Raw genomic sequence first — 25,663 nt, 5'->3', positions numbered from 1 at the left:
CAGTGCGAAGGAGTTCAGCGCATGACCACCACCACGCACGCCGCCGTGGTCGAGTCCCGAGGAGCGCCCTTCACGCTCTGCGACGTCGAACTCGAGCCCCCGGGGCCGGGCGAGGCCCTGGTGCGCATGGCCGCCACCGGCCTGTGCCACACCGACCTCGGCGTGGCGAGCGGCGCTCTGCCCTTCCCGCTGCCAGGCGTCCTCGGCCACGAAGGAGCCGGTGTCATCGAGGCCGTCGGCCCGGACGTGACCGGAGTCGAACCCGGCGACCACGTCGTGCTGTCCTTCACCTCCTGCGGCAGCTGCCGCAACTGCCGTGACGGACATCCCGCGTACTGCGTCACCTGGCTCCCGCTGAACCTCATCGGCGGCCGGCGCGCCGATGGCACCAGCACCATCAGCCGCGACGGCAGCCCGATCGGCGGGCACTTCTTCGGCCAGTCCTCCTTTGCCGAACGCGCGTTGGTGGACCGGCGAAGCCTGGTGAAGGTCGACCCTGATGTGCCGCTCGAGTCCATCGCCCCGCTCGGCTGCGGTGTACAGACCGGCGTGGGCGCCGTGTGGAACGTCCTCAAACCCCGGGCCGGCAGCACGCTCGTCGTCCTTGGCGCCGGAGCCGTGGGCCTGTCCGCGGTGATGGCCGCCGCCCTCACCCCGGCTGCCCGGATCATCGCCGTCGACCGGTTCGCCGAACGCCTCACGCTCGCCGAGGAGTTGGGCGCCACCCACACCGTCAACGCGGCTCAGGCCGACCTCGGCGACACCCTCGCGGCGCTGACCGACGGGCAGGGAGCGGACGGAATCGTCGAGACCACGGGCAACGTCGCCGTGCTGCGCCACGGCGCCGACGCGCTCGCCGCCCGGGGCACCCTGGTCGTCGTCGGCGCCCCGCCCTTCGGTACCGAAGTCGCCCTGGACGTCAACGGGTTGCTGGCAGGCAAGCGGATCGTCGGGCTCACCCTGGGGGACAGCGAAACCCAGACCCTGATCCCCGCCCTTGTCCAACTGGTCAAGGAAGGACGGCTCCCACTGCACCGCCTGATCAGCACGTATCCGTTCACGGACATCGACCAGGCGGTGCGGGACATGAACGCGGGCAAGACGATCAAGCCCGTGCTCACATTCTGAGCGCGCTCTCACTGTGATCCGTACGGCGAGCGATGCGATCACTCGATCGTGTGTTCTCGCTTCTTCCGGGGGGCACCGCCTGGGCCGCCGGCTGCCTCGTCGCCGACAGGCGGAGTCTCCCGGCGCGTAGCATGGCGCGCGTGGAGTTGCGTCAGCTGCGGTATTTCGTCGCCGTCGCCGAGGAGCTGAACTTCGGCCGGGCCGCCGAGCGGCTGCTCATCGCGGGCCCTTCGCTGTCCCAGCAGATCAAGGCGCTCGAGCGGGACCTGGGTGTGCGGCTGTTCGACCGGGACCGCCGCTCGGTCTCCCTCACCCCGGCTGGCGCCGCGCTTCTGCCGCACACCCGCGTCCTGCTGGAACGAGCCGACGACCTCAAGCGCCGGGCCGGCCGGCTGTCGGGTTCGCAGCCGGTACGCATCGGATACGTCAACTGGCTGCCGCCGGATCTGACTTCGCGTACCGCCGCGGTCGCCCGGGTGCTCGTCGACGCATGGGTCGCCCCCTCCCACACCCAGGCCGCCCGGGTTGCCGACGGCAGCCTCGACCTCGCAGTCTGCTGGGTGCGCACCGAGGACCTCACCCGACTCGGACTGCGGGCCGCTCTGCTCGGCGCCGACCGGCTCTACGCCGTCGCGAAGGGCACCGACACGAGCGATGTGCCGGCCCGGGAGATGGACGTCCTCATCGACGACGACGTCACCTCCTGGGCTTCTTGGAACGTGTACGCCGAAGAGCTCACGCAGGCCACCGGGGCCCGCGCGGTGCACATCTCGGACGGTGCCGTCACCGGCCCCGCCTACTTCGACCATGTCCGCCGCTGCACCCGCCCCGTCCTGAACTCACCCAAGGGTCAGACCACTCCGCTGCCACCCGACTTGGTACGTCGCGAGGTCGTAGCGCCGAACGTGTACTGGACCTGGTCCCTGGTGTGGCGCGCGGCCGAGGACCGCCCTGCGGTCACGGCCACTGTGGACGCCCTGTGCGCCGGCGTCGGCGACCTCGGGATCCATGCCCCGGACGCCTGGCTGCCGGCCGACGACCCGTACCTGCTCCCGCACTGACCCGCGTCAGCGCGGTCGGACCGCGGTGAGCACGCCATCGCCGATTTCGTGGACCTGTACGACTTATCGCGTCGTCGACGGCGACCGTGCCGTGCGGCTTCAGCACCCTCCGTAGCTGGGGCCAGTATGCGACGTAGGCGGGTCGCTCCGAGAGCTGGACTGGCCGCCGGGGCGGAGGGCGGTGGCGACGCCGTGCAGCAGCCGGGTGAGGTCCGCTTTGGCGGCCGTTAAGGCGTCCACCGCCTCGGGGTGCGCCTGGCGGATGTCGCGGCGTACCGGCCGGACGGCTCAGGCCAGGCCTGCCTCGGCGGCGTGCGTGGTGAGCTCGTCGGGGGGCCGGGCGCCGGTGTCCACGGGGAACACCGGCGCGTAGCCGAGGCGGGCCAGCGCGAGGGACTGCGGACCGGGGCCGCAGCCGAGGTCGACCGCGAGGTCCTTGCCGCCCTCGGCAGTGCCGGCCGGCAGGCCCGCCTCCCGCAGCAGTGCGGCCTGCGGGGAAGCCGCCGCCCCTTCGGCGCGGGCGCCACTCGCAACCGACTGTCCGGCCAGGACCCAGACGGTGCTGCCCTTCAGGCCGATCCGGTCGGCCGGTTTCCCCATGCGCAGGGCGGACCGGCTGTCCGACCGGGCCAGCGCGCACAGCGCCCGGTACTCCGACAACGGCAGCCCGTACCGCCATGCACCAGCCGTCGTCCTGCGCGGCGTCGGCGGGCAAGGGGGGTGGGAGGGCGGCGGGGCGTTCACGTCGCCCATGTCATCTGCTTGCTCAAGCAAGCAAAGACGCAAGAATGAACCCCTGGGCCGACCGGCGTGTCCGGGCAGGCCCGGATGCCGGCTCGGTCCAGGGTGGTCAGTGCTGTCGTCGTCGGGAGGAATCGTGAAGCGTCGTCTCCTCGCGGTCCTGGCTCTCGCCCTGGCCGGCCTGATGCTGTGCGCCGTATCGGCTGCGGCTCAGGACGGTCGTGGCGACATGGAGAGCAACGACTGGAACCTCCCGCTCACCAACATCGGCCTGTAGGGCCGTCCGCCTCCGGACACAGCCGGGAAGGCGGCGGTGCGCCGTAGCCTCAGGAGGTACCCCTAACCCCCGGGCCGGATGCGTCCGCGCCAGGCTCCGGACTCTCCTCCGCGCTGCTCGATGTACTGCTTGAAGCGCTTCATGTCGCCCTTGACGCGCCGGTCGAGTGTTCCGACCATGTCCGCGGCCCTCTCCGCGACCCCGCTGGGTTCGACATCCATGACGAGTTCCACCCTTGTGTGCGTGTCATCCACACGCTGGAAGCGGACCGAGCCCTTCTGGGACGTGTCACCGCTGGTGGTGCGCCATGTGATGCGCTCGTCCGGGAGCTGGTCGACGATCTCCGTGTCGAACTCCCGCCGGACTCCACCGATCTTGGTGGTCCAGTGGTTGTGCCGATCGTCCAGCTGCCTGACTTCCTCGACGCCTTCCATGAAGTCCGGGAACGTCTCGAACTGCGTCCATTGGTTGTAGGCGGTGTGAAGGGGCACGTCGACTTCCACTGCTTCCTTGACCGTGCTCATCAGTGCCTCCGTTGATCGATCCGGTGCTGAGCCGAGTACCCGGCACGCCACGGGCTACAACCCCCGGGCTTGTGCAGAGCTGAGGGATGCGGCCACCGCTGTGGATGTGGGCCCGGGCAGCGGTTCCTGCCGTCCCCTCGGCAGGGACTCCGCCGGCCACGGTGATGCACACGGAGCGTTGCCGATCGGCCGGCCCGGCTCAGTCCGCGCCCGGGCGTTCCTCGGCCAGGGGCCGGCCCAAAGTCTCCGCCGCGGCTTCGGCGAAGTCGTGGATGAGGGGGGAGCGGCGGGAGGCCGCCCATGCCAGGGCCACCTCGTTGGGGCCGATGTCGTCCACGGGCAGCGGAATGACGTCCGGGCGGGTGTAGAAGCCGGCGGTGGACAGCGGGAGCACGCAGATGCCGGCTCCGGACGCCACCAACTCCAGTTTCTCTTCCACCTGGTGGATCTCCGGGACTTGGGGGCGCCGCTCGCCGCGCAACTCCAGCGCCACATCACGCCACTCGGGAACGGCATCCGCGTCCTGGAGCAGGTGCTCGGAGGCGAGGTCGCCGACGGTCACCGACGCCCTGTCCGCCAGTGGGTGCCCCACCGGCAGCATGACGACCCGCGGCTCCTTGAACAGCGGCCGCACCTGAAGGCCGCGCTGGTCGATGGGCAGTCGTACGACGCCGATGTCCGCCCGGCCGTTCAGCAGTACCTCCACCTGGTCGTCCCAAGTGGTGCGCAGCAGGCGGACGTCGACGCCGGGATGGCGCGTGGTGAAGACCGCCATCGCAGGGGTGACCGTGATGCCGGGCATGAAGCCGACGGTCAGCGTGGGGGTGTCCTGCGCCGCCGCCTTCACCCGCCGGACCAGCGCCTGGGCCGAGGCGAGCAGTGGTACGGCGTCCTCCAGCAACTGCTGTCCGGCCGGAGTGAGCAGCGTGCCGCGCCGGCCACGGTCGAAGACCTCGGCGCCCAACTCGTCCTCCAGGCTTCGGATCTGCCGGGACAGCACGGGTTGTGCGATGTGCAGCCGCTCGGCCGCGCGTCCGAAGTGGAGTTCCTCGGCCACCGCCACGAAATACCGGAGCTTCCGCAGATCAAGATCCACCCGGACTCACCGCTCACCTTCTCCACGCGACGACTCGTCTGGTCACTCGGCCGGCGTGGAAGCGACTGCCTCGATCGCCCCGTGGGAACGACCGAGGCATTTGACAACGAATCTACCGTCCCGGGGGCCGGGGGCTGGCGCAGACGGTTTCCACTCTCCCTCCCGCCGCCCCCCGGTTCACTCGCCGGCGGCGAGCACGGCCAGCGGCTCGGTGTGCCTCGGGGTCCAGCTCAGCTCCGCCTCGGCGCGTGCCGGAGTGAACTGCTGGTCGAGGGCGAAGGCGTCCGCCACCGGGCCCATCTGCGTGCGGGCCTGCTCCAGCGTGATGGAGGCGACCTTGCCCTCCAGGCCGACGGACCGGGCGACGGCCAGCGCGCACTCCTTGGCAGTGGGGTTCACGCCGCCCACGCCGACGTACACCGAACCCGGCTTCGCCCTGAGCGCGGCGACATACAGCTCAGCGAGATCGTCGACGTGCACCAGTGCCCAGCGGTTCGCACCGTCGCCGATGTACGGGATGGCGCCCGCTTCCTTGCCCGGGGTGGTGTAGAAGATGTCGATCAGGCGGTTCTCGCGGCCGTACAGCAGGCCGGGCCGCACCACGACGGGGCGGCCGCCGTGCTGGGCCCGCTGCAGGACGGCGTCCTCGACGGGCTTGCGCCAGGCGACCAGGGCCGGCGGATTCCACGGGGCGGTCTCGTCCACGACCCCGCCGGTGTCGCCGTAGACCCAGGTGCCGCCGGTGTGCACATAGGTACCGGTGCCGATGCCGTCCTGCATGGCGCAGGCGGCCGCGAGGTCCTCGTCGCCGGTCTGGGCCTGCGCCAGGTGGACGACCGCCTCGGCGCGGGCCGCGGCGGCGTTGAGTACGCCGAGGTCTCCCAGTCCGCCGCGCACCGGCGTCGCCCCGAGGGCCCTGACCGTCTCGGCGGCACGGTCGTTGCGGGCCAGTGCCTCGACGGTGTGCCCGTGGCGGACCAGCGCGCTGATCGTGGCCTTGCCGATGTACCCGGATCCACCGGTGAGGAAGATCTTCATGCTTGTGGCTCCTGTCTCCGTGGGCCGGTGAGTTCGCTGACCAGCCTGCGCGCGGAGACGGGCCCGCGTCCAAGACCTCTTCCGGGGCCTGTGATACCCGAAGGGCATCACGGCGGTGTCATCGCCACCGCCGCCCGACTCGACTTCGCCATCGGCCCGGTGCCGGGCTCCGTAGCGCACGGTTACTATGGTTCACCAAAAGTGACGAGTCCGGCCGGGGGAACGGTGGAGCAGCAGGTGCAGGCGAAGACCGGCCCGGGCCGGTCCCTACGGATCGCCGTGGTGCTGCTGGTGGCAGCGTCCGGAGCCCTGGAATCCGTCTCCTTCCTCGGTCTGGACCGGGTCTTCGCAGGAGTCGTGACCAGCAACTTCGCCCTGCTCGGCATGGCCGTCGGCCGCGGTGAGGCCGTCGGCGTGAAGGCGGCTGTGCTGGCACTGGCCGGCTTCGGCGTGGGCGCCCTGGTCGTCGCCTGGGGCACCCGCGGCCGTGTCACGGCGGACACCCACTGGCCCCGGCACATCATGACCGTTCTCGGCGCCGAGGCGGTCCTCCTGGCCGTCGGCGCGCTGGCCTGGGGACTCGCCGGCGGCATGCCCGGCGCGGCGACCCGCGATGTCCTGCAGTTCGGAGCAGCGCTCGCCATGGGGTCGCAGTCCGCCGCCATGGTGGCCGCCGGGGAGGCCGCCGCGCCCACCACGTATCTGACCGGCACACTGGCCACCTACATCGTCAAGGGAATCGGCGCCGGCCGCCCGGGCGTCTGGGTGCCGCTGCGGTTCATCGGCCTCATCGCGGGCGCCGCCCTCTCCGCCGCGCTGCTGAAGGAAGCGCGGGCCTGGGCCGCTCTCCCGCCCGTCATCCTGATGCTGTGCGCGATCGCCGCCGCCTGCACACCGCTCGCGGCACGGCGTCGCGGCTCCTCCGGCCCCTCCTGACCGACCGCGGGCGGAGCCGGTGGCTGTCCGGCGGAACCCGATCCACCGCCGCCGGGCCGCCTTCCCCGACCAGGTACGTGGTCTGGGGCGTGGTTCGGTCGGTCGTTTCGCGCTCCACTCCGACGGCCGGATCACGATGGGGCAGAGCCCCGGCGAGACCTTCCCGACCGCGGTACACGTCGCCGCGGCAGTGGGAGCTTGGGGAGCGGTGGTCGATTGGCAGCCGCCAGTGGGCGGCTCAGCCAGGCGCTGTCGTGTGGACGCCGGGATGATCCAGACGACAGGGCCTAGTCTAGGCGCCGGGCCTACATTCCCGATGCTTCGTCGAGCCGTTCGGCGACGAGCATCGCGGCATCATCTGCCAGGTAGCCGTGGGTGTGGCGGATCAATTCCTGATGGAGCCGTTCCAGGAACTCCGACGGGGTACAGGGATGCACCGATTCTGCGGTCTCGTGCAGGGGAAAGAAGTCGCCGTCGGGGCTGCGGGCTTCGATCACGCCGTCGGTGTGCAGCAGGAGACGGTCACCGGGCGCGAATGGGTAGCTCTCCGCTCCGGCAGGCGGAACGGTCATGAAATCTTCCAGGCCCAGGGGCGGCAGTGAGCAGGCGGGGATGAGGGCCTCCACCTTGCCCCGGCGGAGCACCAGCGGGGGCGGATGGCCGCGATTGACCACCTCGACCACGTAGGCGTCCGACACCTGAGCGACGAGCGCGGTGACGAAATCCTCGGTCGGATGGTCCTGCCCGGCCTGATCAACCGCGCTGAGCGCGGCCCGCTCGCGTTCCAGCGCTGCCGCGCAGTGATTGACCACCTCCGCCACATCCTCGTCGTAGTGCGCAGCCTCTCGGAACGCACCCAGCACGGCTGCGGCCAGGCGCACGGCGGGCAGCCCCTTGCCGCGGACGTCTCCCACGATCATCCGGACCCCGTACCGGGTGTGCACCGCCTCGTACAGATCGCCGCCGATCTGCGCGCCCGTCTCTGCGGCGAGGTACTTGCTGGCCATCTGCACGGGTCCGAGCCGGGGTGGAACGGGCCGCAGCAGAACCCGTTGTGCCGCCTCGGCGACCCGGCGAACCTGGTTCAGCTCGCTCTGCCGGCGCGTGCGCATCGCGTTACTCATGGTGACGCTCGCTGCCGACACCAGGAGGAGGGAGATCAGGTTGCTGTAGACCTGGCCTCCCCAGCTGTGGTGGAGAGTGGCCGTGATGACGGTGACGGTGAGGGCTCCGGCCGCTGCTGAAAGGGTCCCTCTGGGCCCCATCGTCAGCGAAGCCAATGCCGGCATGGCGGCGAGGAGAGGACCGGTGATCAACGCGTGTGCAGGGGAGAGCTCGATCCCCAGCGCGAGCAGTACGACCACGAATGGCACACACTGCGCGAGTCTGAAGAGGACCCGGCTATGACCGCCCGCCGCTGAGGGGCCAGATGGGCGGATGTGCGACGGCATGACTACAGCCTGCCTCCCTGATGTCCGGTGTTCCACCCGGCGCCCTGGCCCTCGATGCGGTACACCCCAACGTGTGTACGGGGACCGTCTCCCGCTTCAGGGCGGGGAAGGGGCGACCGGCAGGCGCGGTCCCAGCCGGACTTCGGCAGGCGACGGGCGCGGCGGCGGGTCCGCCACGAGCCGGCGGTGACCGCCGTGGAGATCCCCGCTCCTACCAGTGCGCGGGGCGCCTGAGCGTGGGAGGCAGCGCGGTCGCCGCGTCTCCCTTGGCCGCGTTCACCTGTGCCTGGGTGAGGAACAGCGCGCCGGTGAGGTCGGCCCCGCCGAGGTCGGCGTCGCGCAGGTCCGCCCCGATCAGATCGGCATCGCGCAGATCGGCCCCGCTGAGATCGGCGGCTACGAGCAGGGAGCCGCGCAGGCTCGCGCCCCGGAGGTCGGCGCCGGCCAGCTTCGCGCCCATCAGGTCGGCCCCGCGGTGACTCTTCTTGCGGCCCGGCACGCCGGCCCGGGCCAGCTCGCTGGCCCGCAGCAGCAGCGTGTTGACCTCGGCGCGCACCGCGTTCACATCCAGCCCGGTGATCGACTCGGCGCTGCCGCGGGTCAGGCCGTCGATGCGGGCCATGGCCCGCCGCAGCTCCTGGTGGACGGGGCGGGCCGGTGCGAGGTCGAGGGCCTCGGCGACGTACCACAGCAACTCGTGCAGCTGCCGCATGACCGGGAAGACCTCGAACATGGAGCGCGCCGTCTTCGGTGCCTGACGCCAGTCGGTGCCGCCGAAGGTGACCTGGGACACCTTCTGTCCGGCGCCGAAGCAGTCGAAGACGGTGCAGCCGGGATAGCCCTTGTCACGCAGTTGCGCGTGGATGCCACAGCGGAAGTCCGACTGGAGGTTCGAACAGGGCTGTCCGGCCGGCTTGTTGACGGCGAAGTCGGCGGAGCGGGCGAACGGCAGGGCCACACAGCACAGGCCGAAGCAGTCGGCACAATCGGCCTGCAGATCCTTGCGCTCCTGGGAGGCCATGGCATCCCGGGACGTTCCGGGATCGTGCGATGCCGCGCGGTCGTGCCCTCCTTGCCCCGGCCGGTTCTTCCGGGCCGTCCGGGCCTCACGGCTCTTCCCGGTCTGCTGCGCCTTGCGGTCCATGCCGACGGTGGCGCGCTCGCGACCTTGGCCCGTGGGGGCGGTGTGCTCGCGGCCCCGGCCCGTGGCACGCTCCCCGTCCTGCCCTGCGGATGGACTCTTGCGCTCGCCCGCCGGGGACGGACGCCCCTGCCCACCGTCGGCAAGGGACTCCTTGCGTCCTGCCGTGGAGGAGGGCTGCTTCCGGCCCTCGCCCGCAGCGGGGCGCTTCCGCTCTCCGGAGGAAGAGGGGGTTCCGTGCTGTGGCGACACCGTGCCTGCTCCTGTGGGGCGATGACCACCGCGTACCGCGGCGCTGCGAGAACGCCGTCCATTCTCGCAGACGGCACATGACACCCCGAGCGACGGCCGGGGTGGCGGTCGCCCGGCTCCGGTGGGCCCGGCGCACGGTGCGATTCCGGCCGGGGCGCCGTGATCCTGCGGTTCTCAGCCGACGTGCACCGGCGGCTGCCGAACCTTTCCCGGCGCTGTGTGCTCCACCTGGCGGCAACCGTTGAACGCGGTCGGCACTCCACCGTTTTCTACACTCACCGGATGGACAACTACACGTGCACTCACTGCGGCACCGTCGGTCTGGTGGAGGGTTTCATCGAGGATGCCGGCGAGCACTCGCGTGGCTACGCGCGCTGGATCGAAGGGGCTTTGGAGCGGGGGATTTTCGGGGGTGCCAAGCGGATGGGCCGGCCCCGGCGGCAGATAGAGGCGTTCCGCTGCCCCAAGTGCGGGCACTTGGAGCTGTTCGCCACCGGGGAGGTGTAGTCGGCCGGTGCCGTCCGCGCTGTTGTCAACGGGCCGGCACCTGAACACCGCGGCAACGCTTCCTCGTGACGGCGGCTCGGGACCGCCCTGATCACCGTGCGGCGGGGCGCTGCGCCCGATACAGGGACAATCCTCCGACAGGTGAATACAAGGAGCGGCAGGGGCACCGGGAGCCAACGACTGTTTGACGGGTCTTCACTGCCAGGCACCTGAAGGCCGCGATGGCGCACCTCTACTCTCCTACCGCCTGATCAGAAAGGACCTGATCAGTGGAGAACCTCCCCGCTCACCGCTCACACAGGAGGCCCACCGTGTCCTTGCTGTCCCGCATCAAGCGCTCCCGTCGGACGCTCTCCCTCGTCACCGCCCTCCCCGCCGCCCTGGCCGGGATGTGGGTCGCCGCCCCGGCCGCGCAGGCCGCAGGTCTTCCCACACCCGACCACGTGATCGTGGTGGTGTTCGAGAACCACTCCTACGAGCAGGTCATCGGCAGCACCAGCGCCCCGTACCTGAACAACACGCTGAAGGCCGGTGGCGGCAACCTCACCAACTCGTTCGCCATCACCCACCCCAGCCAGCCGAACTACCTCGACCTGTTCTCCGGCAACAACCAGGGCATCACCAACGACAACTGCTACACCCCGCAGTTCAGCAGCGCCGCGAACCTCGGCTCCGAGCTCATCGCCGCGGGCAAGACCTGGGGCAGTTACAACGAGGGCCTGCCCTCCGAGGGCTCCACGGTGTGCACCAACTCCGCCACCAAGTACGCCCGGAAGCACAACCCGTGGTTCGGCTTCAGCAACGTCCCGCTGAACACGGCGCACACCTTCACCCAGTTCCCGACGGACTACACCACCCTGCCCAAGGTCTCGTTCGTCGTCCCGAACCTGTGCAACGACATGCACGACTGCTCCATCACGACGGGCGACAACTGGCTGAAGAACAACCTCGGCGCCTACGCAACCTGGGCCAAGACACACAACAGCATCCTGGCCGTCACCTTCGACGAGGACGACAGCTCGCACAGCAACCACATCGCCACCGTCTTCTACGGCGCGCACGTCGCGCCGGGCAGCTCCACCTCGACGCACTACAACCACTACGACACGCTCCGCACCCTCGAGGACCTGGCCGGGCTGACCACGCACGCCGGGGCCGCGGCCAACGCCTCCGACATCACCGGTATCTGGAACTGACCCTGCGGAGCGCCGGCGGCGACTGCGCCACCGGCGGCACGACGTTCCGCCGGCCGGCTTCCGAGGCGCTCAGCGCCTACGGAGTCAGCGTCTACCAGCCACCACCGCGCCGGCATCCGCCGGACGGCGCGACCACGACCGTCGAGCCGCCTGCCGGCAGCTGAACGCCCGCAGGCGGCTCGCCGGTGACAGGGCAGCTGTGCGCCGACGCGTCGGCAACGACGCTGCGGCCGGACGAGTACCAGCGCACCAGCGCGTCCGGGAACGCGCATACGTCCTCGTGGGTGCCCGCATCCATGAAGCGGCGATCAGTGGCCACCCCGGCGGAGCGATGCCGCGCCGCCGGACGGACGGGCGGCCGTATCAAGGTGCGACCACGGTCAGTCCTCGCGGCGCGCTCACGTGCACCGTTCCGTCGGTCGTGACCGTGACGTCCAGCCGGTCCCCACCGGCCTGGAGGCCGGTCACGGTGAGCGGTGCGTAGGCCCGGGCGAATCCGGGGGCCACGGTGACCGTGCCGGCGGGGACGTCCGCGTGGAGGCCGAGGGCGGCCTGGAGCACCAGGACCGAGGAGGCGGCCGCCCATGCCTGGGGGCGGCAGGACGCCGGGTAGGGGGCCGGACCGGGGCCGGCCTCGCAGCCGTGGCCGGCGAAGAGTTCGGGGAGGCGGGCGTCGAAGGCGGCCGACGCGGTCAGCAGACCGCTCGCCAAGGACGCCGCAGCGTCCGGGAAACCGGCCCTGACCAGGCCGTGTACGGCAATGGCCGTGTCGTGCGGCCAGATGGAACCGGTGTGGTAGCCATAGGGATTGAAGCCCACCGAGTCGCTGCTCAGCGTGCGCAGACCGTGCCCGGCGTCGAGGTCGCGGTCGGTGAGGCGGGCGGCCAGCAGTGCGCTTTCCCCCTCGTTGAGCAGTCCCGTGCCCAGCAGGTGACCGAAGCCCGAGGTCACCGCGTCCGCCGGGCGGCCGTCGCGATCCAGGGCGACGGCGGGGTAGGGGCCGTACGCGTCCTCCACCCAGAAGCGCCTGCGGAACCGCTCGGCGAGCCGCTCGGCCCACTCCTCCCACTCCTCGGCCCCGGCCCGGCCGAACGCCCGCAGCAGGGACGCCCCGCCGTGTGCCGCCTCACAGGCGTACGCCTGGACCTCGCACAGCGCGATCGGCGCGGCGGCGAGGCGGCCGTCGCGGAAGCGGATGGAGTCGTTGGAGTCCTTCCAGCCCTGGTTGGACAGGCCTTGACCGGTGTGGTCGACATACCTGAGGAAGCCGTCGCCGCTCGCCTCCGCCTGATCGCGCACCCAGGCCAGTGCCGACTCGGCGTGCGGCAGCAGCGGTTCGACCTCCTCCGGGGGCAGGCCCCAGCGCCAGGCGTCGTGGAGGAGGGTGATCCACAGGGGGGTGGCGTCGACCGTGCCGTAGTACACGGGAGGCAGGAAGAGCCCGCCGCCGTGGCGCAGTGAGTCCCGGCGTACCTCGTGCAGGATCTTGCCCGGCTGTTCCTCGGTGGCGGGGTCGGTCGCGGTGCCCTGCCGGCGGGCGAGCGTGCGCAGGGTGCCGGCGGCGAGGCGGGTGCCGATCGGCAGCAGCATCCGGGCGGCCCAGAGCGAGTCGCGGCCGAACAGGGTCAGGTACCAGGGGGCTCCGGCGGCCAGGAACTGGTCCGGACGGTCCGGGGCAGGGGAGCGGGGGTCCGTCAGGCGCAGCCGGTCCAGGTCGGTCAGTGACTGCTCCAGCCAGCGGTCGAGCCTGCGGTCCGCACTGCGTGTCCGGGGGGTCCGCCAGGGGAGTTGCCCGTGGGGAGGGGCCGGGAACCGGTCGCCGTCGCTGTAGGCCGCGGTGCAGGTCAGCGTAACGCTCCACGAGGCACCTGGCTGGAGGGCGATGTCGTACGCCAAATGACCCGGCGTCAGCCCGAGGGCGGTCGGGGCGGGTTCGCTGACCAGGGTCACGGCGAAGTCGCCGCCGGTCCAGGACAAGCCGGTGGCCCCGGTGTCCAGGGCCTGCGGCGGCAGCGGCGGCACAACCTGCCCGGACTTCACCTGCTCCATCGCGGCGAGGTCCGTCCCGGCGTGCACCGTCATGCGGAGGCGTACGTGCTCGGTACCCGAGTTGGTGATCTCGAAGGTCTCCTCCAGCCGGCCGGCGGACAGGCGGCGGCGCCGGTGCAGGGCGACGGCCGGGTCCGGCGTGGTCTCGCCGAGGCCGCGCAGGATCGCCCGGAAGTCCGCGCGATCCGCTCCCCGCAGTCCGCCCTGGACCGGCGCCAGAGGGATGCCCTCGGCCGAGACGGTCAACCGGGCAAGCGCTCTGCGGTCGCCGTGGTAGAAGCCGTCCGCACCCTCGCTGAGCTGCCCGTCCGCGCGCGAGACCGCGAGGCTCGGCGCGTGCAGCGTGACCACCGACTCGTGCAGGAACGGCTGCAGGCCCGGGACGGCGGACGCGGGTGGCCCGGCCGGGCCGTCGGTGTCCTGGAGCTTGCCATGGGTGTCCAAGGAAGTGGAACCTCCCAGCGTTGGATCGTCCCAAAGACACTAAGTCAGTTGCCAGAGCCGTGGCAGTCAAGGCGGCCCGGTGACCCTCGCGATGGCCGCCCGGCGAGACGGGGTACCGCCCCAGCCGCGCCGCGCAGACGCTGCGCACCCGCTCCAGCAGACTGATCGGCTACGGCATTCAGCCGGCGCCGACCGGACAACCCGCCCTGGACCGCGTTCTGCACGCCCTGCCGCAGGCCGCGGACGAGGCCGGTTACCGGATCCTGCTCTGGGCCTGCCCGCCCGGCGGCCCCGGCCTCGACGGATACGAGGAGTTGCTCGCCCAGCACGAGGTCGGCGGTTGTGTGCTCAGCGGTACCGACCATGGCGATCGAGGGTGCCCTTCGTCGGCTTCGGCCGGATGTGGTCGGGCCGGCAGATCGGTGACAGGGTCGATGTCGACGGCGCCTCGGGCACGGACGCCGCGGTCGAACACCTCGTCGCCCAGGGGCGCCCTGCCCGGACGGGACGTCGCCGTACGGCTGCTGCTGGAGCCGGCGCTCGTCGTACGCGACGGCAGCGCGGCGGCCCCCATGTTCAGCAACCGGCGTCGGCGATGACGAAGTAGCCCGAGGAGGTCTCCTTGAGCGTGTGGGTGATGGCGACGTTGTACAGCCCCATGTTCTGGTTGGAGCCGTTGGCGTAGGTGTAACCACCGCTCTGGTGCGCGCGGCCGGCCGCCACCTGGTTGTAGTTGTTGTCGGTGTAGCACTGCGGAGCCGCGCCGGTCGTGGTCGCCGTGACGGCCGAGGAGGACGCACCGACGGCACCGGTGGAGTCGACCGCGGCGACGGTGTACCGGTAGGAGGTGCCGGCGGACAGGCCGACGTCGGTGTACGACGTACCCGTCGCCGCACCGACCTTCGTGCCGTCGCGGTAGACGTTGTACGAGGCGGCGCCGCTGACGGCGTTCCAGGACAGCGACGCACTGGTGTCGGTGGTTCCGGTGACCGTCACCCCGGACGGCGCCGGCAGGGAACTGCTGCCGGCGCCGCTGCCGGAACCGTCCAGCCCCCAGAACTTCGCGGTGTAGTAGCTGGAGCAGATGTAGTTGAGGTAGTAGGTGCCGGTGCTGCCGCACTGGTCGGCGCCCGAACCGGGGTTGACCGCGAGGCCATGGGCCATGCCGGAGACCGAGAAGAGGGCGACGGCGGGCTGGCCCGCGGAGTCGTTGTAGACGCTCTCGGTGGTGCCGCCGGTGAGGTTCCGGGTGCTCGAGGCCGTCTGTCCGATGCCCCAGACATCGGTCCACTGGTCGCGCAGTTCTGTGCCGTTGACCGGCGCCACGGTGGTGTCCGAGGTTCCCTGCCAGATCGCCACGCGTGGCCACGGCCCGGTGTAGCCCGGGTAGGAGCCGCGTGCCTTGTCGCCCCACTGCCTCGGGGTGAGGTTCTGGTTGCTGTACTGACACCCGGAGGCGGCGCTCTGTGTGGTGGCGCACTGTGCGGGAAGCCCGGAGTCGACTGCGCCGCCGGCGAACACGTCCGGGTAGTCGGCGAGCAGGTCGGCGGTCATACCGCCGCCGGCGGACAGGCCGGTGACGTAGATCCGGGTGCGGTCCGAGCTGTACTGCGCCACGGCCGTGTCGACCATCTGCACGACCGAGGCTGCTTCGCCCTTGCCGCGGGTGTCCTTGGCCGAGTCGAACCAACTGAAGCAGGACAGGCTGTTGTTGGCCGTGCCGGTCTGCGGATAGACCACGGCGAAGCCCCACTGGTCGGCGAACTTCTGCCAGCCGGAGTGCGAGTGGTAGTCGCTCGCCGACTGGGTGCAGCCGTGCAGGGCGACGACCAGCGGAGCGCCGGCGGGGAGGTTCGCCGGCGCGTACTCGTACATCGCCAGATTGCCGGGGTTGGAACCGAAGTTCGTGACCTGCTGGAGGGTGCCGGCGGCAGCTGCGGCCGGGGTGAGGGGAGTGACCAGGCCCAGGCCCGCGGCGAGGGCCCCGAGCCCGGCGGCAAGAGCGGCGCGCCTGAAGAGTGTGCGCACAGGGGTGGAACGCATGGGGCGGCTCCTATGGGTGGGGGAGAGGAGTGGGGAAGGGGGGAGCACGGACGCTGCCCGGTGCCCTGGCCGGGCGCTTCGCAGAGCAGGGCCGGCCGGCCCGTCCCGGCCCGTCCCGTGCCGGCCGGTGCGATGCGCCGGTGCCAGGGCACGCCGTCGTACCGGCTCACTCGAAGCGGACCGTACGACCGGTTGCCGACCCACGACATGTGAAGGGCGGCCAGGAAAGCCGTAGCCGACGTGGCTCGCGCACACATGGTGTCGGCGATCCCGTCGTGGCATGAGCAGGGCCCGGACGCCATGGGTGAGGGGGCGTATCGGACATTCGCGGAAGCCCCCGCCCGCCGCACCGGCCGGCGATCGTCGGGACATAGTGCTGGCACCCACCTGATGCTGCGTAAATATGTCGTCGGCCCACGTGTCTCACCTTCGGGTTCCTCCCTACCGTGTTCCGCCATGGAAAGCACCAGGAACTCCGCCGAGAGTCCTCCCCAGTTCCCCGGACCGAGCGCTGCCGCGGTGTCCGCGGCGGGCTCGACCCGATTCCTCGCGGGCCGCAAAGCCCTGGTCACCGGCGCGGCCAGTGGAATCGGCCGGGCCTGTGCCGAGCACTTCGCCGCGGCCGGGGCCGAGGTCTACGTGGTGGACCGGGCCGCGGAGGCCGCCAAGGAGGTGGCGGAGGCGATCGGCGGCATCGCCGTCGTGGCCGACCTCTCCGAGTCCGAGGCCGTGGACATGCTGCCGGACGACGCCGACATCGTGGTCAACAACGCGGGTCTGCAGCACGTCGCTCCCCTGCACGAGTTCCCCCCGGAGCGCTTCACGCTGATCCAACGGGTCATGGTGGAGGCCCCGTTCCGCATCCTGCGCCGCACCCTGCCGCACATGTACGCGCGGGAGTGGGGCCGGGTGGTCAACGTCTCCTCCGTGCACGGCCTGCGGGCCAGCCCCTACAAATCGGCGTACGTCGCCGCGAAGCACGCCCTGGAGGGACTGAGCAAGGTGGTCGCCCTGGAGGGAGCCGCGCACGGTGTGACCAGCAACTGCGTCAACCCCGGCTACGTCCGCACCCCGCTCGTCGAGGAACAGATCGCCAACCAGGCCGCCGCCCACGGCATACCGGCGGCAGACGTGACGGACCAGGTGTTCCTGGAGCGCACCGCGATCAAGCGCCTGATCGAGCCGGCGGAGGTCGCCGCGGCGGCCCTGTGGCTCTGCACCGAGCGCAGCGGCTATATCACAGGCAGCTCGATCCCCCTCGACGGCGGCTGGACGGCCCACTGACGGCCTTTCCCGGTCTGCCCCTGTCCCCGTCTGTCCCCATCCACTCGCCCCCGGACCCGCTCGACCGTCACCCGACACCGGCCGAGCCCGGCGGATCCGCTCCCTTCTCACTCCGAAACGGTGACAACCATGCCCAGCGCTCACACCGCCGTGAACGACCCAGGCACCTCCGGAAGACCAGGCGGTCTCGGCAAGATCGTCGCGGCCAGCCTGATCGGCACCACCATCGAGTGGTACGACTACTTCCTCTACGGCTCCGCCGCCGCGCTGGTCTTCGGCCACGTGTTCTTCCCGGAGTCGGACCCGCTGACCGGCACCCTGCTCTCCTTCCTCACCTACGCCATCGGCTTCGCCGCCCGCCCGGTCGGCGCCGTCGTCTTCGGTCACTTCGGCGACCGCCTGGGCCGTAAGAAGCTCCTGGTCATCAGCCTGCTGATGATGGGCGTCTCCACCGCCCTGATCGGGTGCGTCCCCGGCTACGACACCATCGGCGTCGCCGCTCCGCTGCTGCTCACCACCCTGCGTCTGATCCAGGGCTTCGCTCTCGGCGGAGAGTGGGGCGGCGCCGTGCTGCTCGTGTCCGAACACGGCGACCCCCGAAAGCGCGGGTTCTGGGCCTCCTGGCCGCAGGGCGGCGCCCCGGCCGGCAACCTGCTCGCCGTCGGCGTCCTCTCCCTGATGACCAGCCTGCTGAGCGACGACGCGTTCAACTCCTGGGGCTGGCGCGTGCCCTTCCTGCTCTCGGCCGTACTGGTCATGATCGGCCTGTGGATCCGGCTGTCGGTCGACGAGTCCCCGCTGTTCAAGGAAGCACTCGCCAAGGCCGAGCGGCGCAAGGCCGAACAGAAGGCCGAGCAGCTGCCGTTCGTCGCCGTCCTGCGCAACCACTGGCGCGACGTCCTGGTCGCGATGGGCGCCCGGATGGCCGAGAACATCTCGTACTACGTGATCACCGCCTTCGTCCTCACCTACTGCGTGGACCATCTGAAGATCGGCAAGCAGACGTCGCTGAATGCCGTGCTGATCGGCTCGGCCGTGCAGTTCTGCCTGATCCCGCTGTTCGGTGCGCTCTCCGACCGGATCGGCCGCAAGCCGGTGTACCTGGTGGGTGCGGTCGGCGTGGGCCTGTGGTCCTGGGCCTTCTTCGGCCTGCTCGACACCAGGTCCTTCCCCGCGCTCGTGCTCGCCGTCACCGTCGGCCTGGTCTTCCACAGCGCCATGTACGCCCCGCAGGCCGCCTTCTTCTCCGAGCTGTTCGCCACCCGGATGCGCTACACCGGTGCCTCCATCGGTGCCCAGCTCTCCTCGGTGGCCGCAGGCGCCCCCGCCCCGCTGATCGCCACCGCGCTGCTGAGCTCCTACGGCACTTCCACCCCGATCTCGGTGTACGTCGGTCTGGCCGCCCTGATCACCGTGATCGCCGTCATCGCGGCCCGGGAGACCCGCGGCACCGATCTGGCCGCCATCGACCCGGACGACACCGCCGCACGGCCCACCGCGGACCAGCAGACGGCCGCCTCCACCTGACGCCCGTCGCCGAGTCCCCGACCGGGGGCCGGGTCTCTCCGGTCGGGAGACCCGGCCCCCGCTGTCACCGCTGACCGGTCCCACCGCCTCACCGACTCCCGAACGATGGCCCGCCCATGCCCCAAGAACCCACCCACGTCGCCCCGCACCTGCGCAGGCTGCTCGACCTCCTCGCCGAGGGCGCTCCCGCCGAGGACCTCGGAGCAGTCGCCGCCGAGGCGCGGCGCAGCAGCATCCCGGCGGCGGAACTCGCTCAAGTCGAGCAGGCCACCGAAGCAGCGCTGCGCGTCCAGAGCGTGCTCAGGCAGCACCGGCGCCGCGAGGCGGAGCTGACCGCCCTCTTCGACACCGCCGGCGACCTCGCGGCGCTGCGTGACCTCGACGCCGTACTGCGCTCCATCGTGCGCCGCGCCCGCATGCTCCTCGGCACCGACACGGCCTACCTCACGCTGCCGGACGAGGAGGCGGGGGACACCTATATGCGGGTCACCGACGGATCGGTGTCGGAGCTGTTCCAGAACCTGCGCCTGCAACTCGGTGAAGGCCTCGGCGGCCTCGTCGCGCAGACCGCCCGCCCTTACGCGTCCCCGGACTACCGCACCGACGGCCGGTTCCTGCACACCGGCAGCATCGACGCCGGGGTCCTGGACGAGGGCCTCGTCGCGATCCTCGGCGTACCGCTGCTGCTGGGTTCCGGCAGCGGCGGGCAGGTCATCGGCGCGCTCTTCGCAGCGGATCGCACGCCACGCACCTTCTCTCCCGACGAGGTCGCGCTGCTGTGCTCGCTGGCCGCCCACGCCGCCATCGCCATCGACACCGCCAAGGCCATGGCCGACGCACGGGCGGCGCTCGCCGAGCTCGCCGAGGCCAACGCCGTCATCCGGGAGAACTCCGCCGCCATGCAGCGCGCCGAGGAGGCCCACGACCGGCTCACCGATCTGGTGCTGCGCGGCGGTGACATCTCGGACGTGGCCGCCGCCGTGGCGGGCCTGCTGCAGGGTGCCGTCGTCGTGCACGACGGCGCCGGGTGGCCGCTCACCAAGGCCGCCGGGGACGACGGCGTGTTCACCTGGGGCCCACCGGACGCCGTGAGTGCCGCGGACGCCGCGGCCCTGGTCGCCGCCGCCGAGAGCTCACGCGCCGCCGCCCACGCGGTGTTCCGCGACGGCCGCTGGGTCTGCGCCGTGCTGGCCGGGCAGGAACTGCTCGGCTGCCTGGTCCTGCACGGACGCCCGGAGCTGGACGGGCCCGACCGGCGCCTGTTCGAGCGCAGCGGCGTCGTCACCGCTCTGCTGCTGTTGCTGCGACGCTCGGTCGCCGAGACCGAGAACCGGGTGCGTGGCGACCTCATCACCGACTTGCTCACCGCGCCCGACCGCGACCCGTCCGGTTTGGTGGACCGTGGCCGCCGTCTGGGCATCGACCTGAACCGGCCCCACCTGGTGCTCGCCGCCGCGGCCGGAGACGCGGCCGGGGAGCGGCTCGCCGCTGCGGCGGTGCAGTACCTGTTCGGATGCGGCAGCGGCAGCGCGGAACACGAGGGCGCCGTCGTGCTGTTGCTGCCGGACGACGGCACCGGGCCGGGCGAGGCGGCCCGGGTCGCCGCCGGGCAGCTCACCCAACTGGCCGGCGCGCCGGTCACGGTGGCCGGCGCCGGACCCGCCACAGGCCCACGGGCGATCGCCGACGCCCACGCCGAGAGCGCGCGCTGTCTGAAGGCCCTGCACGTGCTCGGCCGCGACGGCACCGGAGCGTGCGCCGCGGAGCTCGGCTTCCTCGGGGTGCTGCTGGGCAAGGACCACGACGTGCGCGGTTTCGTCGCCACCACCCTGGGACCGTTGCTCGAGTACGACGCCCAGCGCGGCACCCGACTGGTGCGCACCCTGCACGCCTACTTCGGCTGCGGCGGGAGCCTGACCCGGGCCAAGGAGGAGCTGCACGTGCATGTGAACACCGTCGTGCAGCGGCTGGAGCGCATCCAGGCGCTGCTCGGCCCTGACTGGAACGCCCCCGAGCGGGCCCTGGAACTCCAACTCGCCCTGCGCCTGCACCTGTTGTCGGAAGCCTGACACCGTCCGGGGCGGCCGGTCTCACAACTCCTCCATCCCGCCTGCTCCGCAGACCCCCTGGAGACATGGTGGCGAGCACCGTGCCTGCCGGCCCATTCGTAGCGACGTCACACATGGTCGGTGACGTCCGGTGCCGTAAGGGTGAGGAATGCCTGGTCTCCGTCGCGCCACGGCGGGCGGGCCGGGCCGAAGAACGGAACGAATCCCGGTGGGGAAGGAAACGGCATGGACAAAGTGATGGCCGCGGTCGGGCGGGCAGTGGCGGACATCCCCGACGGTGCGACCCTCGCGGTGGGCGGCTTCGGCCTGTGCGGAATCCCGTCGACGCTGATCGCCGCGCTGGCCGAGGCCGGCCCATCCGGTCTGCGGGTCGTGTCCAACAACTGCGGTGTGGACGACTGGGGACTGGGCCTGCTGCTGCGGACCGGCCGGATCGCCCGGATGACGTCTTCCTACGTGGGGGAGAACAAGGAGTTCGCCCGCCAGTACCTCTGCGGCGAACTGGAGGTGGAGCTGACGCCGCAGGGCACGCTCGCCGAGCGGCTGCGGGCCGGCGGCACCGGCATCCCCGCCTTCTACACCCCGGCAGGGGTGGGCACCCAGGTGGAGGAGGGCGGCCTGCCCTGGCGCCACACCCCTGACGGCGGCGTCGCGGTGACCTCCCCGCCCAAGGAGACACGGGAGTTCGGCGGCCGCCGCTACCTGCTGGAGGAAGCCATCACGGCCGACTTCGGGCTGGTGCGTGCGGCCGTCGCGGACCGGCACGGCAACTGCGTGTTTCACGCCGCGGCGCGCAACTTCAACCCGCTGTGCGCGATGGCGGGCCGCGTGACCGTGGTGGAGGCCGAACGCATCGTCGAACCCGGGGAGTTGCCGCCGGACCACATCCACCTGCCGGGCGTGTACGTGGACCGGGTGGTCGCCGTCGATCACTCGCTGGACAAGCGCATCGAGCGCCGCACCGTGCGGCCGGCGCGCACCGGCGCCGCAGCGACCACATCGCGCACCGACTCCGAGGAGAAGTGACCATGCCGCTCGACCGGAACCAACTCGCCGCCCGCGCCGCCCGCGAACTGCGCGACGGCCAGTACGTCAATCTGGGCATCGGCCTGCCCACCCTGATCCCCAACCACCTGCCGGACGGGGTGCATGTGGTGCTGCACTCGGAGAACGGCATCCTGGGCGTCGGCCCCTACCCGTACGAGGGCGAGGAGCACCCCGACCTGATCAACGCGGGGAAGGAGACGGTGACCACCATCCCGGGCACCGCCTACTTCGATTCGGCCTTCTCCTTCGGGATGATCCGGGCCGGCCGGATCGACGTCTCCGTGCTGGGTGCCATGCAGGTCTCGGCCCGTGGCGATCTGGCCAACTGGATGATCCCCGGCAAGATGGTCAAGGGCATGGGCGGTGCGATGGATCTGGTCCACGGCGCCCGTCGGCTGCTGGTCGTCATGGAGCACGTCGCCAAGGACGGCTCCCCCAAGATCGTCGACGAGCTCACCCTGCCCGCCACGGGCCGCCGCGTGGTCGACCGGATCATCACCGACCTGGCCGTCATCGACGTCACCGCCGCGGGACTGAGACTGGTCGAGACCGCGCCCGGCATCACAGCGGAGGAGGTCCGGGCCGCGACCGGCGCCCCGCTCCGGATCGACGAGGCCGTGGACGCCCTCCGAAATGTCCGGCGAAATTGAGCCGGCTGTTCCTGGGGTTGCCGTCGAAAGTTTCGAACGTCCTGATCGATCGCTCGCGCCCCGCCCCGTCAGTGTGGGGAGTAAGCGGTGGAGTGTATCGACACTGTTCAGGCAGCATGCGCTCTCGTACAACGAAGCCCGTTATGCCCCGATAAGATACCTTTGTGATCAGGACAGGACGGCCGCGGCGTCACCGCCCTCCGTACGGTGGCCCACGCGAGCCCGTACTGCTGTCCCCCCTGATCCTCACCGTCGTCATCGCCGCCCTGGCCTTCGCCACCCCCAGGGAGATCGCCTTCAGCCGTCTCCTGCCCGCCGCGCCCGCCCTCGCCGCCGCGATGTGGCCCGTGCTCGCGACGATCCTGCTGGGGGCGTTCTGCCTGCTGGTCATGATCGGGCTCAGCCTCGTGTACACCGATCTGGGCACGCCCTACACGGCGGCTGCGATCGTCGCGGTCACTTTGGCGGCCGCCTATACCAGCCACCTGCGGCTCCAGCGGGAGGAGACACTCTTCCAGATCCGGCTCGTCGCCGACGCGGCGCAGCAGGTGCTGCTGCGTCCGCTGCCGCGCCGGGTCCAGGACGTCGAGATCGAGTCGCTGTATCTGGCGGCCCAGGAGCAGGCCCGGATCGGAGGTGACTTCTATGAGGTGGCCGACACACCGTACGGGGTTCGGCTGCTCATCGGTGACGTGCGGGGCAAGGGGCTGTCGGCGGTGGGGGCGGCCTCAGCGGTGATCAACTGCTTCCGGGAGAACGCGTACGACCAGCCCGACCTGAGGGGCATCATCCATCGCCTGGAGACCAGCATGTGCCGCTACAGCCTCGCGATCATCGATCCGGACCAGCCCGAGCACTTCGCCACCGCTCTGATCGCCGAGATCCCGTACGCCGGTGGGCATGTGAAAGTCCTCAACTGCGGGCACCCTCCGCCACTGCTGATGCAGAGCGGAGAGATCCGCGTCCTTGAGCCCACGGTCCCCTCGCCGCCCCTCAATCTCTCGGCGCTCCTCGGGGACGACTACCACGTCGACACCGTCGCCTTCGCCTCGGGCGACCAGTTGCTGCTCTACACCGACGGGGTGACCGAGACCCGGGACCGCAGCGGCACGTTCTTCCCGCTGGCGGAGTGGATGCGGCAGCTCGGCCCGGCGGCGCCCCGCGAGCTGCTGGACCAGCTTCACCGAGACCTCCTCCACTACGGCGGCGGGAGGCTCGACGACGACATCGCCGCCGTCGCCGTCCGCTCCAGGCACCCCGGGCCTCACGAGCCCTCGGGGTAGGCGCCTGGAAGCCGGGTCCAGGCCCTGGACGGCCCGGGCGACGACCGCCGGAAGGCGGCGCCCCGGGGCGACCCTGGACCTGACACCCGGCAAGGGCCGCCCGGACTCGGCGGCCGGTTTCGAGCCGTTAGTTGGTGACGTACTGCGGCGCGGAGTACGGAGCGGCCTGCGGCGCTGTCTCCGGCGCTGCCTGCGGGGCGGAGTAAGGAGCTGGGGCTGTCTGCGGGGCGGCATAAGGAGCCGACTGCGGGGCGTAGCGCGGTTGGTTGTACTCGTAGCCGCCCCACGTGGCCACCGCGGTGGCCTCTGAGTTGGCTACCGCGGTGCCGCCCCCGACGGCCATGGCGGTGGCCTGGGAGTTGGCCACGGCGGTGATCTGCGGAGGGGCGCCGTGGCCGCCTGCGAAGCTGACGCCTGCGCCGAGGACGGACAGGCTCGCGGCCGCCGCGGCTACGACGGCGGCACGCTGAATTCTGCGCATGGTTCACCCTTTCTTGCCGGGACACCAAGCCCCGGGTTGACTACTCAACGTGAGAATATCTGCACGTTTTGTAGCGATTTGGGATTAGTGGCGCCCCATGCGCTGTGTCAATCCTTTCGCTCTACTTTGTACGACAAGCGTCACCCTCGGCGTCACAGCGTGGCGGTCGTCCCCTCCCCGGACGCGCTGCCCACGAGCCACTGGTCCCAGCCCAGGTTGAAGTCGGCGTAGCCGTTGTCGGCCGAGGCCTTGGCGCGGGGCGAGCCGGTGATGGTGACGGGGTCGCCCTGCTTGACCTGGCCGTAGAACCACTTGGCGTCCGCCATGGACAGGTGGACGCAGCCGTGCGAGCCGCGGGCGCTGCCGCTGCCCGGATAGGGGTCGCCGGTCGAGTAGTGCACGTACGTGCCGGACTGGGTGAGGTGGACGTCCCAGGGCAGCGTCAGGTCGTAGTAGTTGGGGCTGCCCTTGTCGCAGCTGATGCCGACGCTGCAGGAGGTCATGTGTACCTTCTCCTCCTTGTCGATGACGGCCATCGTGCCGTTCCACGTCGGATACTCGGCGCTGCCCGCATTGATCGACAGTGTGCGCACCAGCTTGCCGTTGCGGGTCACCTTCATGGTGTGGCCGGTGACCGAGACGTCGGCCCGTACGTCGTCGCCGATCTGGAAGGTGTGCGTGTACGCGCGCACGCCGTAGCGACCGTTGCCGTTGCTGACGCCGTTCAGGTCCGCGTCGATCTTCACCTTCGTACCGGAGGGCCAGTACGTCTTCGGCCGCCAGTCGGCGCGCCTGTCGCCGAACCAGTGCCAGGCGCCGGCCACCGGCTGTGAGGCGCTCACCTTCATGTGCTTCTCCACCGCGGCCCGGGCCTTTGCCGCCACCGGGTTGGTGAAGACCACCGAGATCGGCATGGCCACGCCGACCGTGGTTCCCGACTGCGGGGTGATCGTGTCCAGCAGCATCGGCGGCCCCGCGGGCTTCGTCGGTGACGGAGAGGCGCTCGCGCTCGGCCTGCCCGACGCCTTGGCGTCGTCCCCGCTCGCCTTGTTGCTGCCGCCCCCACCGCAGGCAGTCACGCCCACCAGCATCGCCCCCGTGACGAGTGCGATCCCTATGCCGCCCTTGCGCCGTCCCACGACCTGCCCCGCTCTCTCGCTCCTCGGCCCTCATGGGCCCGACCCCCTGTCAGACAGCCGGCACACCGGGCACAGTTGCGCGCGTTGCGTAAAACCTGTCTCAAAACTCGGTGCGCACCACCGGGGCGAGAGTCGTGAGGGCCGCATCGCGAGTCGCCCGAGGAGCGCGCTGCCGTCCGGGGGACCGCCGTTCAGGTGAGTCAGGTGCTGGCCGACCTGGCCAGATACCAGGGGAACATGACCGTACGGATCGCTCTTCCCGGCGGTTGAATCGCCGGGAAGGTGGCAGGAACGCATCT

The 25,663-nt window shown here is 71.1% G+C and carries 24 protein-coding genes and 1 pseudogene; 14 read left to right on the top strand and 11 right to left on the bottom strand.

What is annotated here, in order from left to right; all coding sequences use genetic code 11:
- The first annotated feature begins 21 nt into the window (after window positions 1-21).
- Window positions 22-1,128: an NAD(P)-dependent alcohol dehydrogenase gene (locus FB563_RS42140; RefSeq protein ID WP_055708831.1), complete on the top strand. Its 1,107-nt coding sequence runs from the start codon at window positions 22-24 to the stop codon at window positions 1,126-1,128.
- Between the two features lie 131 nt (window positions 1,129-1,259).
- On the top strand, window positions 1,260-2,189 hold the full coding sequence (locus tag FB563_RS42135; RefSeq protein WP_055708832.1) for a LysR family transcriptional regulator: 930 nt from the start codon (window positions 1,260-1,262) through the stop codon (window positions 2,187-2,189).
- Between the two features lie 288 nt (window positions 2,190-2,477).
- Here FB563_RS42135 and FB563_RS42130 read toward each other — a convergent pair whose 3' ends face one another.
- The gene (locus tag FB563_RS42130) at window positions 2,478-2,849 is read right to left on the bottom strand and encodes a hypothetical protein (RefSeq protein ID WP_055708833.1); all 372 of its coding nucleotides are present in this window, start codon (window positions 2,847-2,849) and stop codon (window positions 2,478-2,480) included.
- A 217-nt stretch (window positions 2,850-3,066) separates the two neighbouring features.
- Here FB563_RS42130 and FB563_RS43410 point away from each other — a divergent pair, with 217 nt between their 5' ends.
- On the top strand, window positions 3,067-3,207 hold the full coding sequence (locus FB563_RS43410) for a hypothetical protein (RefSeq protein WP_159045427.1): 141 nt from the start codon (window positions 3,067-3,069) through the stop codon (window positions 3,205-3,207).
- Between the two features lie 62 nt (window positions 3,208-3,269).
- On the opposite strand, the gene FB563_RS42125 is transcribed toward FB563_RS43410, so the two are convergent.
- From FB563_RS42125 to FB563_RS42115, 3 genes are all read right to left on the bottom strand, one after another.
- Window positions 3,270-3,731, bottom strand: a complete 462-nt coding sequence (locus FB563_RS42125) for an SRPBCC family protein (protein ID WP_055703592.1) — start codon at window positions 3,729-3,731, stop codon at window positions 3,270-3,272.
- A 199-nt stretch (window positions 3,732-3,930) separates the two neighbouring features.
- Window positions 3,931-4,827: a LysR family transcriptional regulator gene (locus tag FB563_RS42120; RefSeq protein ID WP_055703591.1), complete on the bottom strand. Its 897-nt coding sequence runs from the start codon at window positions 4,825-4,827 to the stop codon at window positions 3,931-3,933.
- A gap of 177 nt (window positions 4,828-5,004) precedes the next feature.
- Window positions 5,005-5,865 (bottom strand): NAD-dependent epimerase/dehydratase family protein, encoded by an 861-nt coding sequence (locus tag FB563_RS42115; RefSeq protein WP_055703590.1) that lies wholly within the window; start codon window positions 5,863-5,865, stop codon window positions 5,005-5,007.
- 201 nt (window positions 5,866-6,066) lie between these two features.
- Here FB563_RS42115 and FB563_RS42110 point away from each other — a divergent pair, with 201 nt between their 5' ends.
- Window positions 6,067-6,801, top strand: a complete 735-nt coding sequence (locus FB563_RS42110; protein ID WP_167528561.1) for a DUF1275 family protein — start codon at window positions 6,067-6,069, stop codon at window positions 6,799-6,801.
- Window positions 6,802-7,106: 305 nt separating this feature from the next.
- Here FB563_RS42110 and FB563_RS42105 read toward each other — a convergent pair whose 3' ends face one another.
- Together FB563_RS42105 and FB563_RS42100 are read right to left on the bottom strand one after the other, a co-directional pair.
- Window positions 7,107-8,165 (bottom strand): PP2C family protein-serine/threonine phosphatase, encoded by a 1,059-nt coding sequence (locus tag FB563_RS42105; protein WP_324615902.1) that lies wholly within the window; start codon window positions 8,163-8,165, stop codon window positions 7,107-7,109.
- A gap of 298 nt (window positions 8,166-8,463) precedes the next feature.
- The gene (locus tag FB563_RS42100) at window positions 8,464-9,273 is read right to left on the bottom strand and encodes a pentapeptide repeat-containing protein (RefSeq protein WP_055710427.1); all 810 of its coding nucleotides are present in this window, start codon (window positions 9,271-9,273) and stop codon (window positions 8,464-8,466) included.
- A gap of 654 nt (window positions 9,274-9,927) precedes the next feature.
- Between FB563_RS42100 and FB563_RS42095 the strand changes: the two genes are divergently transcribed.
- The 3 genes and pseudogenes from FB563_RS42095 to FB563_RS45700 form a co-directional block, all read left to right on the top strand.
- A complete protein-coding gene (locus FB563_RS42095; protein WP_055710430.1) occupies window positions 9,928-10,152 on the top strand; it encodes a hypothetical protein in 225 nt (74 codons plus the stop codon).
- A gap of 311 nt (window positions 10,153-10,463) precedes the next feature.
- Window positions 10,464-11,348: an alkaline phosphatase family protein gene (locus FB563_RS42090; protein WP_055710426.1), complete on the top strand. Its 885-nt coding sequence runs from the start codon at window positions 10,464-10,466 to the stop codon at window positions 11,346-11,348.
- Between the two features lie 2 nt (window positions 11,349-11,350).
- Window positions 11,351-11,443 (top strand): annotated as a pseudogene (locus FB563_RS45700) (serine protease); the annotation flags it as partial.
- Here the strand turns inward: FB563_RS45700 and FB563_RS43405 are convergent.
- Window positions 11,440-11,646, bottom strand: coding sequence for a hypothetical protein (locus FB563_RS43405; protein ID WP_159045636.1), 207 nt, complete (start codon window positions 11,644-11,646; stop codon window positions 11,440-11,442). The pseudogene FB563_RS45700 and the gene FB563_RS43405 overlap by 4 nt on opposite strands.
- Before the next feature lie 65 nt (window positions 11,647-11,711).
- Window positions 11,712-13,841, bottom strand: a complete 2,130-nt coding sequence (locus FB563_RS42085; protein ID WP_055710425.1) for an amylo-alpha-1,6-glucosidase — start codon at window positions 13,839-13,841, stop codon at window positions 11,712-11,714.
- A 434-nt stretch (window positions 13,842-14,275) separates the two neighbouring features.
- Between FB563_RS42085 and FB563_RS43400 the strand changes: the two genes are divergently transcribed.
- A complete protein-coding gene (locus tag FB563_RS43400; RefSeq protein WP_159045635.1) occupies window positions 14,276-14,440 on the top strand; it encodes a hypothetical protein in 165 nt (54 codons plus the stop codon).
- On the opposite strand, the gene FB563_RS42075 is transcribed toward FB563_RS43400, so the two are convergent.
- On the bottom strand, window positions 14,418-15,884 hold the full coding sequence (locus FB563_RS42075) for an extracellular catalytic domain type 1 short-chain-length polyhydroxyalkanoate depolymerase (protein WP_055710424.1): 1,467 nt from the start codon (window positions 15,882-15,884) through the stop codon (window positions 14,418-14,420). The two genes, FB563_RS43400 and FB563_RS42075, sit on opposite strands and share 23 nt — an antisense overlap.
- A gap of 456 nt (window positions 15,885-16,340) precedes the next feature.
- Here FB563_RS42075 and FB563_RS42070 point away from each other — a divergent pair, with 456 nt between their 5' ends.
- The 6 genes from FB563_RS42070 to FB563_RS42045 all read left to right on the top strand — a co-directional run bounded on the left by FB563_RS42070 (window position 16,341) and on the right by FB563_RS42045 (window position 23,744).
- A complete protein-coding gene (locus FB563_RS42070; protein ID WP_055707584.1) occupies window positions 16,341-17,168 on the top strand; it encodes a 3-hydroxybutyrate dehydrogenase in 828 nt (275 codons plus the stop codon).
- A 129-nt stretch (window positions 17,169-17,297) separates the two neighbouring features.
- Window positions 17,298-18,695: an MFS transporter gene (locus tag FB563_RS42065; protein ID WP_199832891.1), complete on the top strand. Its 1,398-nt coding sequence runs from the start codon at window positions 17,298-17,300 to the stop codon at window positions 18,693-18,695.
- A 116-nt stretch (window positions 18,696-18,811) separates the two neighbouring features.
- A complete protein-coding gene (locus FB563_RS42060) occupies window positions 18,812-20,764 on the top strand; it encodes a helix-turn-helix domain-containing protein (RefSeq protein ID WP_055707585.1) in 1,953 nt (650 codons plus the stop codon).
- 225 nt (window positions 20,765-20,989) lie between these two features.
- Entirely contained in the window at window positions 20,990-21,790 is an 801-nt protein-coding gene (locus tag FB563_RS42055) for a CoA transferase subunit A (protein WP_055707586.1), read from the top strand.
- Window positions 21,791-21,792: 2 nt separating this feature from the next.
- Entirely contained in the window at window positions 21,793-22,461 is a 669-nt protein-coding gene (locus FB563_RS42050; protein WP_055707587.1) for a CoA transferase subunit B, read from the top strand.
- Window positions 22,462-22,625: 164 nt separating this feature from the next.
- On the top strand, window positions 22,626-23,744 hold the full coding sequence (locus tag FB563_RS42045) for a PP2C family protein-serine/threonine phosphatase (RefSeq protein WP_055707588.1): 1,119 nt from the start codon (window positions 22,626-22,628) through the stop codon (window positions 23,742-23,744).
- A 127-nt stretch (window positions 23,745-23,871) separates the two neighbouring features.
- Here FB563_RS42045 and FB563_RS42040 read toward each other — a convergent pair whose 3' ends face one another.
- Both FB563_RS42040 and FB563_RS42035 read right to left on the bottom strand, forming a co-directional pair.
- Window positions 23,872-24,225, bottom strand: a complete 354-nt coding sequence (locus FB563_RS42040) for a hypothetical protein (RefSeq protein WP_055707589.1) — start codon at window positions 24,223-24,225, stop codon at window positions 23,872-23,874.
- A gap of 152 nt (window positions 24,226-24,377) precedes the next feature.
- Window positions 24,378-25,364 carry a L,D-transpeptidase gene (locus tag FB563_RS42035; protein ID WP_234357833.1) on the bottom strand — a complete coding sequence of 329 codons (987 nt, stop codon included), beginning with the start codon at window positions 25,362-25,364 and terminating at the stop codon, window positions 24,378-24,380.
- Window positions 25,365-25,663 lie beyond the last annotated feature (299 nt).

It is taken from the genome of Streptomyces puniciscabiei, assembly GCF_006715785.1.
GTDB classification, from domain to species: Bacteria; Actinomycetota; Actinomycetes; order Streptomycetales; family Streptomycetaceae; genus Streptomyces; species Streptomyces puniciscabiei.
Note: the sequence above shows the minus strand (reverse complement) of the source record. Positions and strands in the feature narration are given on the sequence as shown.

Bases quoted from the DNA above. Each gene is read 5' to 3' on its own strand.
- FB563_RS43405 (WP_159045636.1), bottom strand. From the start codon at position 11,646: ATGGATGCGGGCACCCACGAGGACGTATGCGCGTTCCCGGACGCGCTG.
- FB563_RS43400 (WP_159045635.1), top strand. From the start codon at position 14,276: ATGTCGACGGCGCCTCGGGCACGGACGCCGCGGTCGAACACCTCGTCG.
- FB563_RS42070 (WP_055707584.1), top strand. From the start codon at position 16,341: ATGGAAAGCACCAGGAACTCCGCCGAGAGTCCTCCCCAGTTCCCCGGA.
- FB563_RS42115 (WP_055703590.1), bottom strand. From the start codon at position 5,865: ATGAAGATCTTCCTCACCGGTGGATCCGGGTACATCGGCAAGGCCACG.
- FB563_RS42065 (WP_199832891.1), top strand. From the start codon at position 17,298: ATGCCCAGCGCTCACACCGCCGTGAACGACCCAGGCACCTCCGGAAGA.
- FB563_RS42075 (WP_055710424.1), bottom strand. From the start codon at position 15,884: ATGCGTTCCACCCCTGTGCGCACACTCTTCAGGCGCGCCGCTCTTGCC.
- FB563_RS42125 (WP_055703592.1), bottom strand. From the start codon at position 3,731: ATGAGCACGGTCAAGGAAGCAGTGGAAGTCGACGTGCCCCTTCACACC.
- FB563_RS42060 (WP_055707585.1), top strand. From the start codon at position 18,812: ATGCCCCAAGAACCCACCCACGTCGCCCCGCACCTGCGCAGGCTGCTC.
- FB563_RS42050 (WP_055707587.1), top strand. From the start codon at position 21,793: ATGCCGCTCGACCGGAACCAACTCGCCGCCCGCGCCGCCCGCGAACTG.
- FB563_RS42100 (WP_055710427.1), bottom strand. From the start codon at position 9,273: ATGGCCTCCCAGGAGCGCAAGGATCTGCAGGCCGATTGTGCCGACTGC.
- FB563_RS42140 (WP_055708831.1), top strand. From the start codon at position 22: ATGACCACCACCACGCACGCCGCCGTGGTCGAGTCCCGAGGAGCGCCC.
- FB563_RS42055 (WP_055707586.1), top strand. From the start codon at position 20,990: ATGGACAAAGTGATGGCCGCGGTCGGGCGGGCAGTGGCGGACATCCCC.
- FB563_RS42040 (WP_055707589.1), bottom strand. From the start codon at position 24,225: ATGCGCAGAATTCAGCGTGCCGCCGTCGTAGCCGCGGCGGCCGCGAGC.
- FB563_RS42095 (WP_055710430.1), top strand. From the start codon at position 9,928: ATGGACAACTACACGTGCACTCACTGCGGCACCGTCGGTCTGGTGGAG.
- FB563_RS42135 (WP_055708832.1), top strand. From the start codon at position 1,260: ATGGCGCGCGTGGAGTTGCGTCAGCTGCGGTATTTCGTCGCCGTCGCC.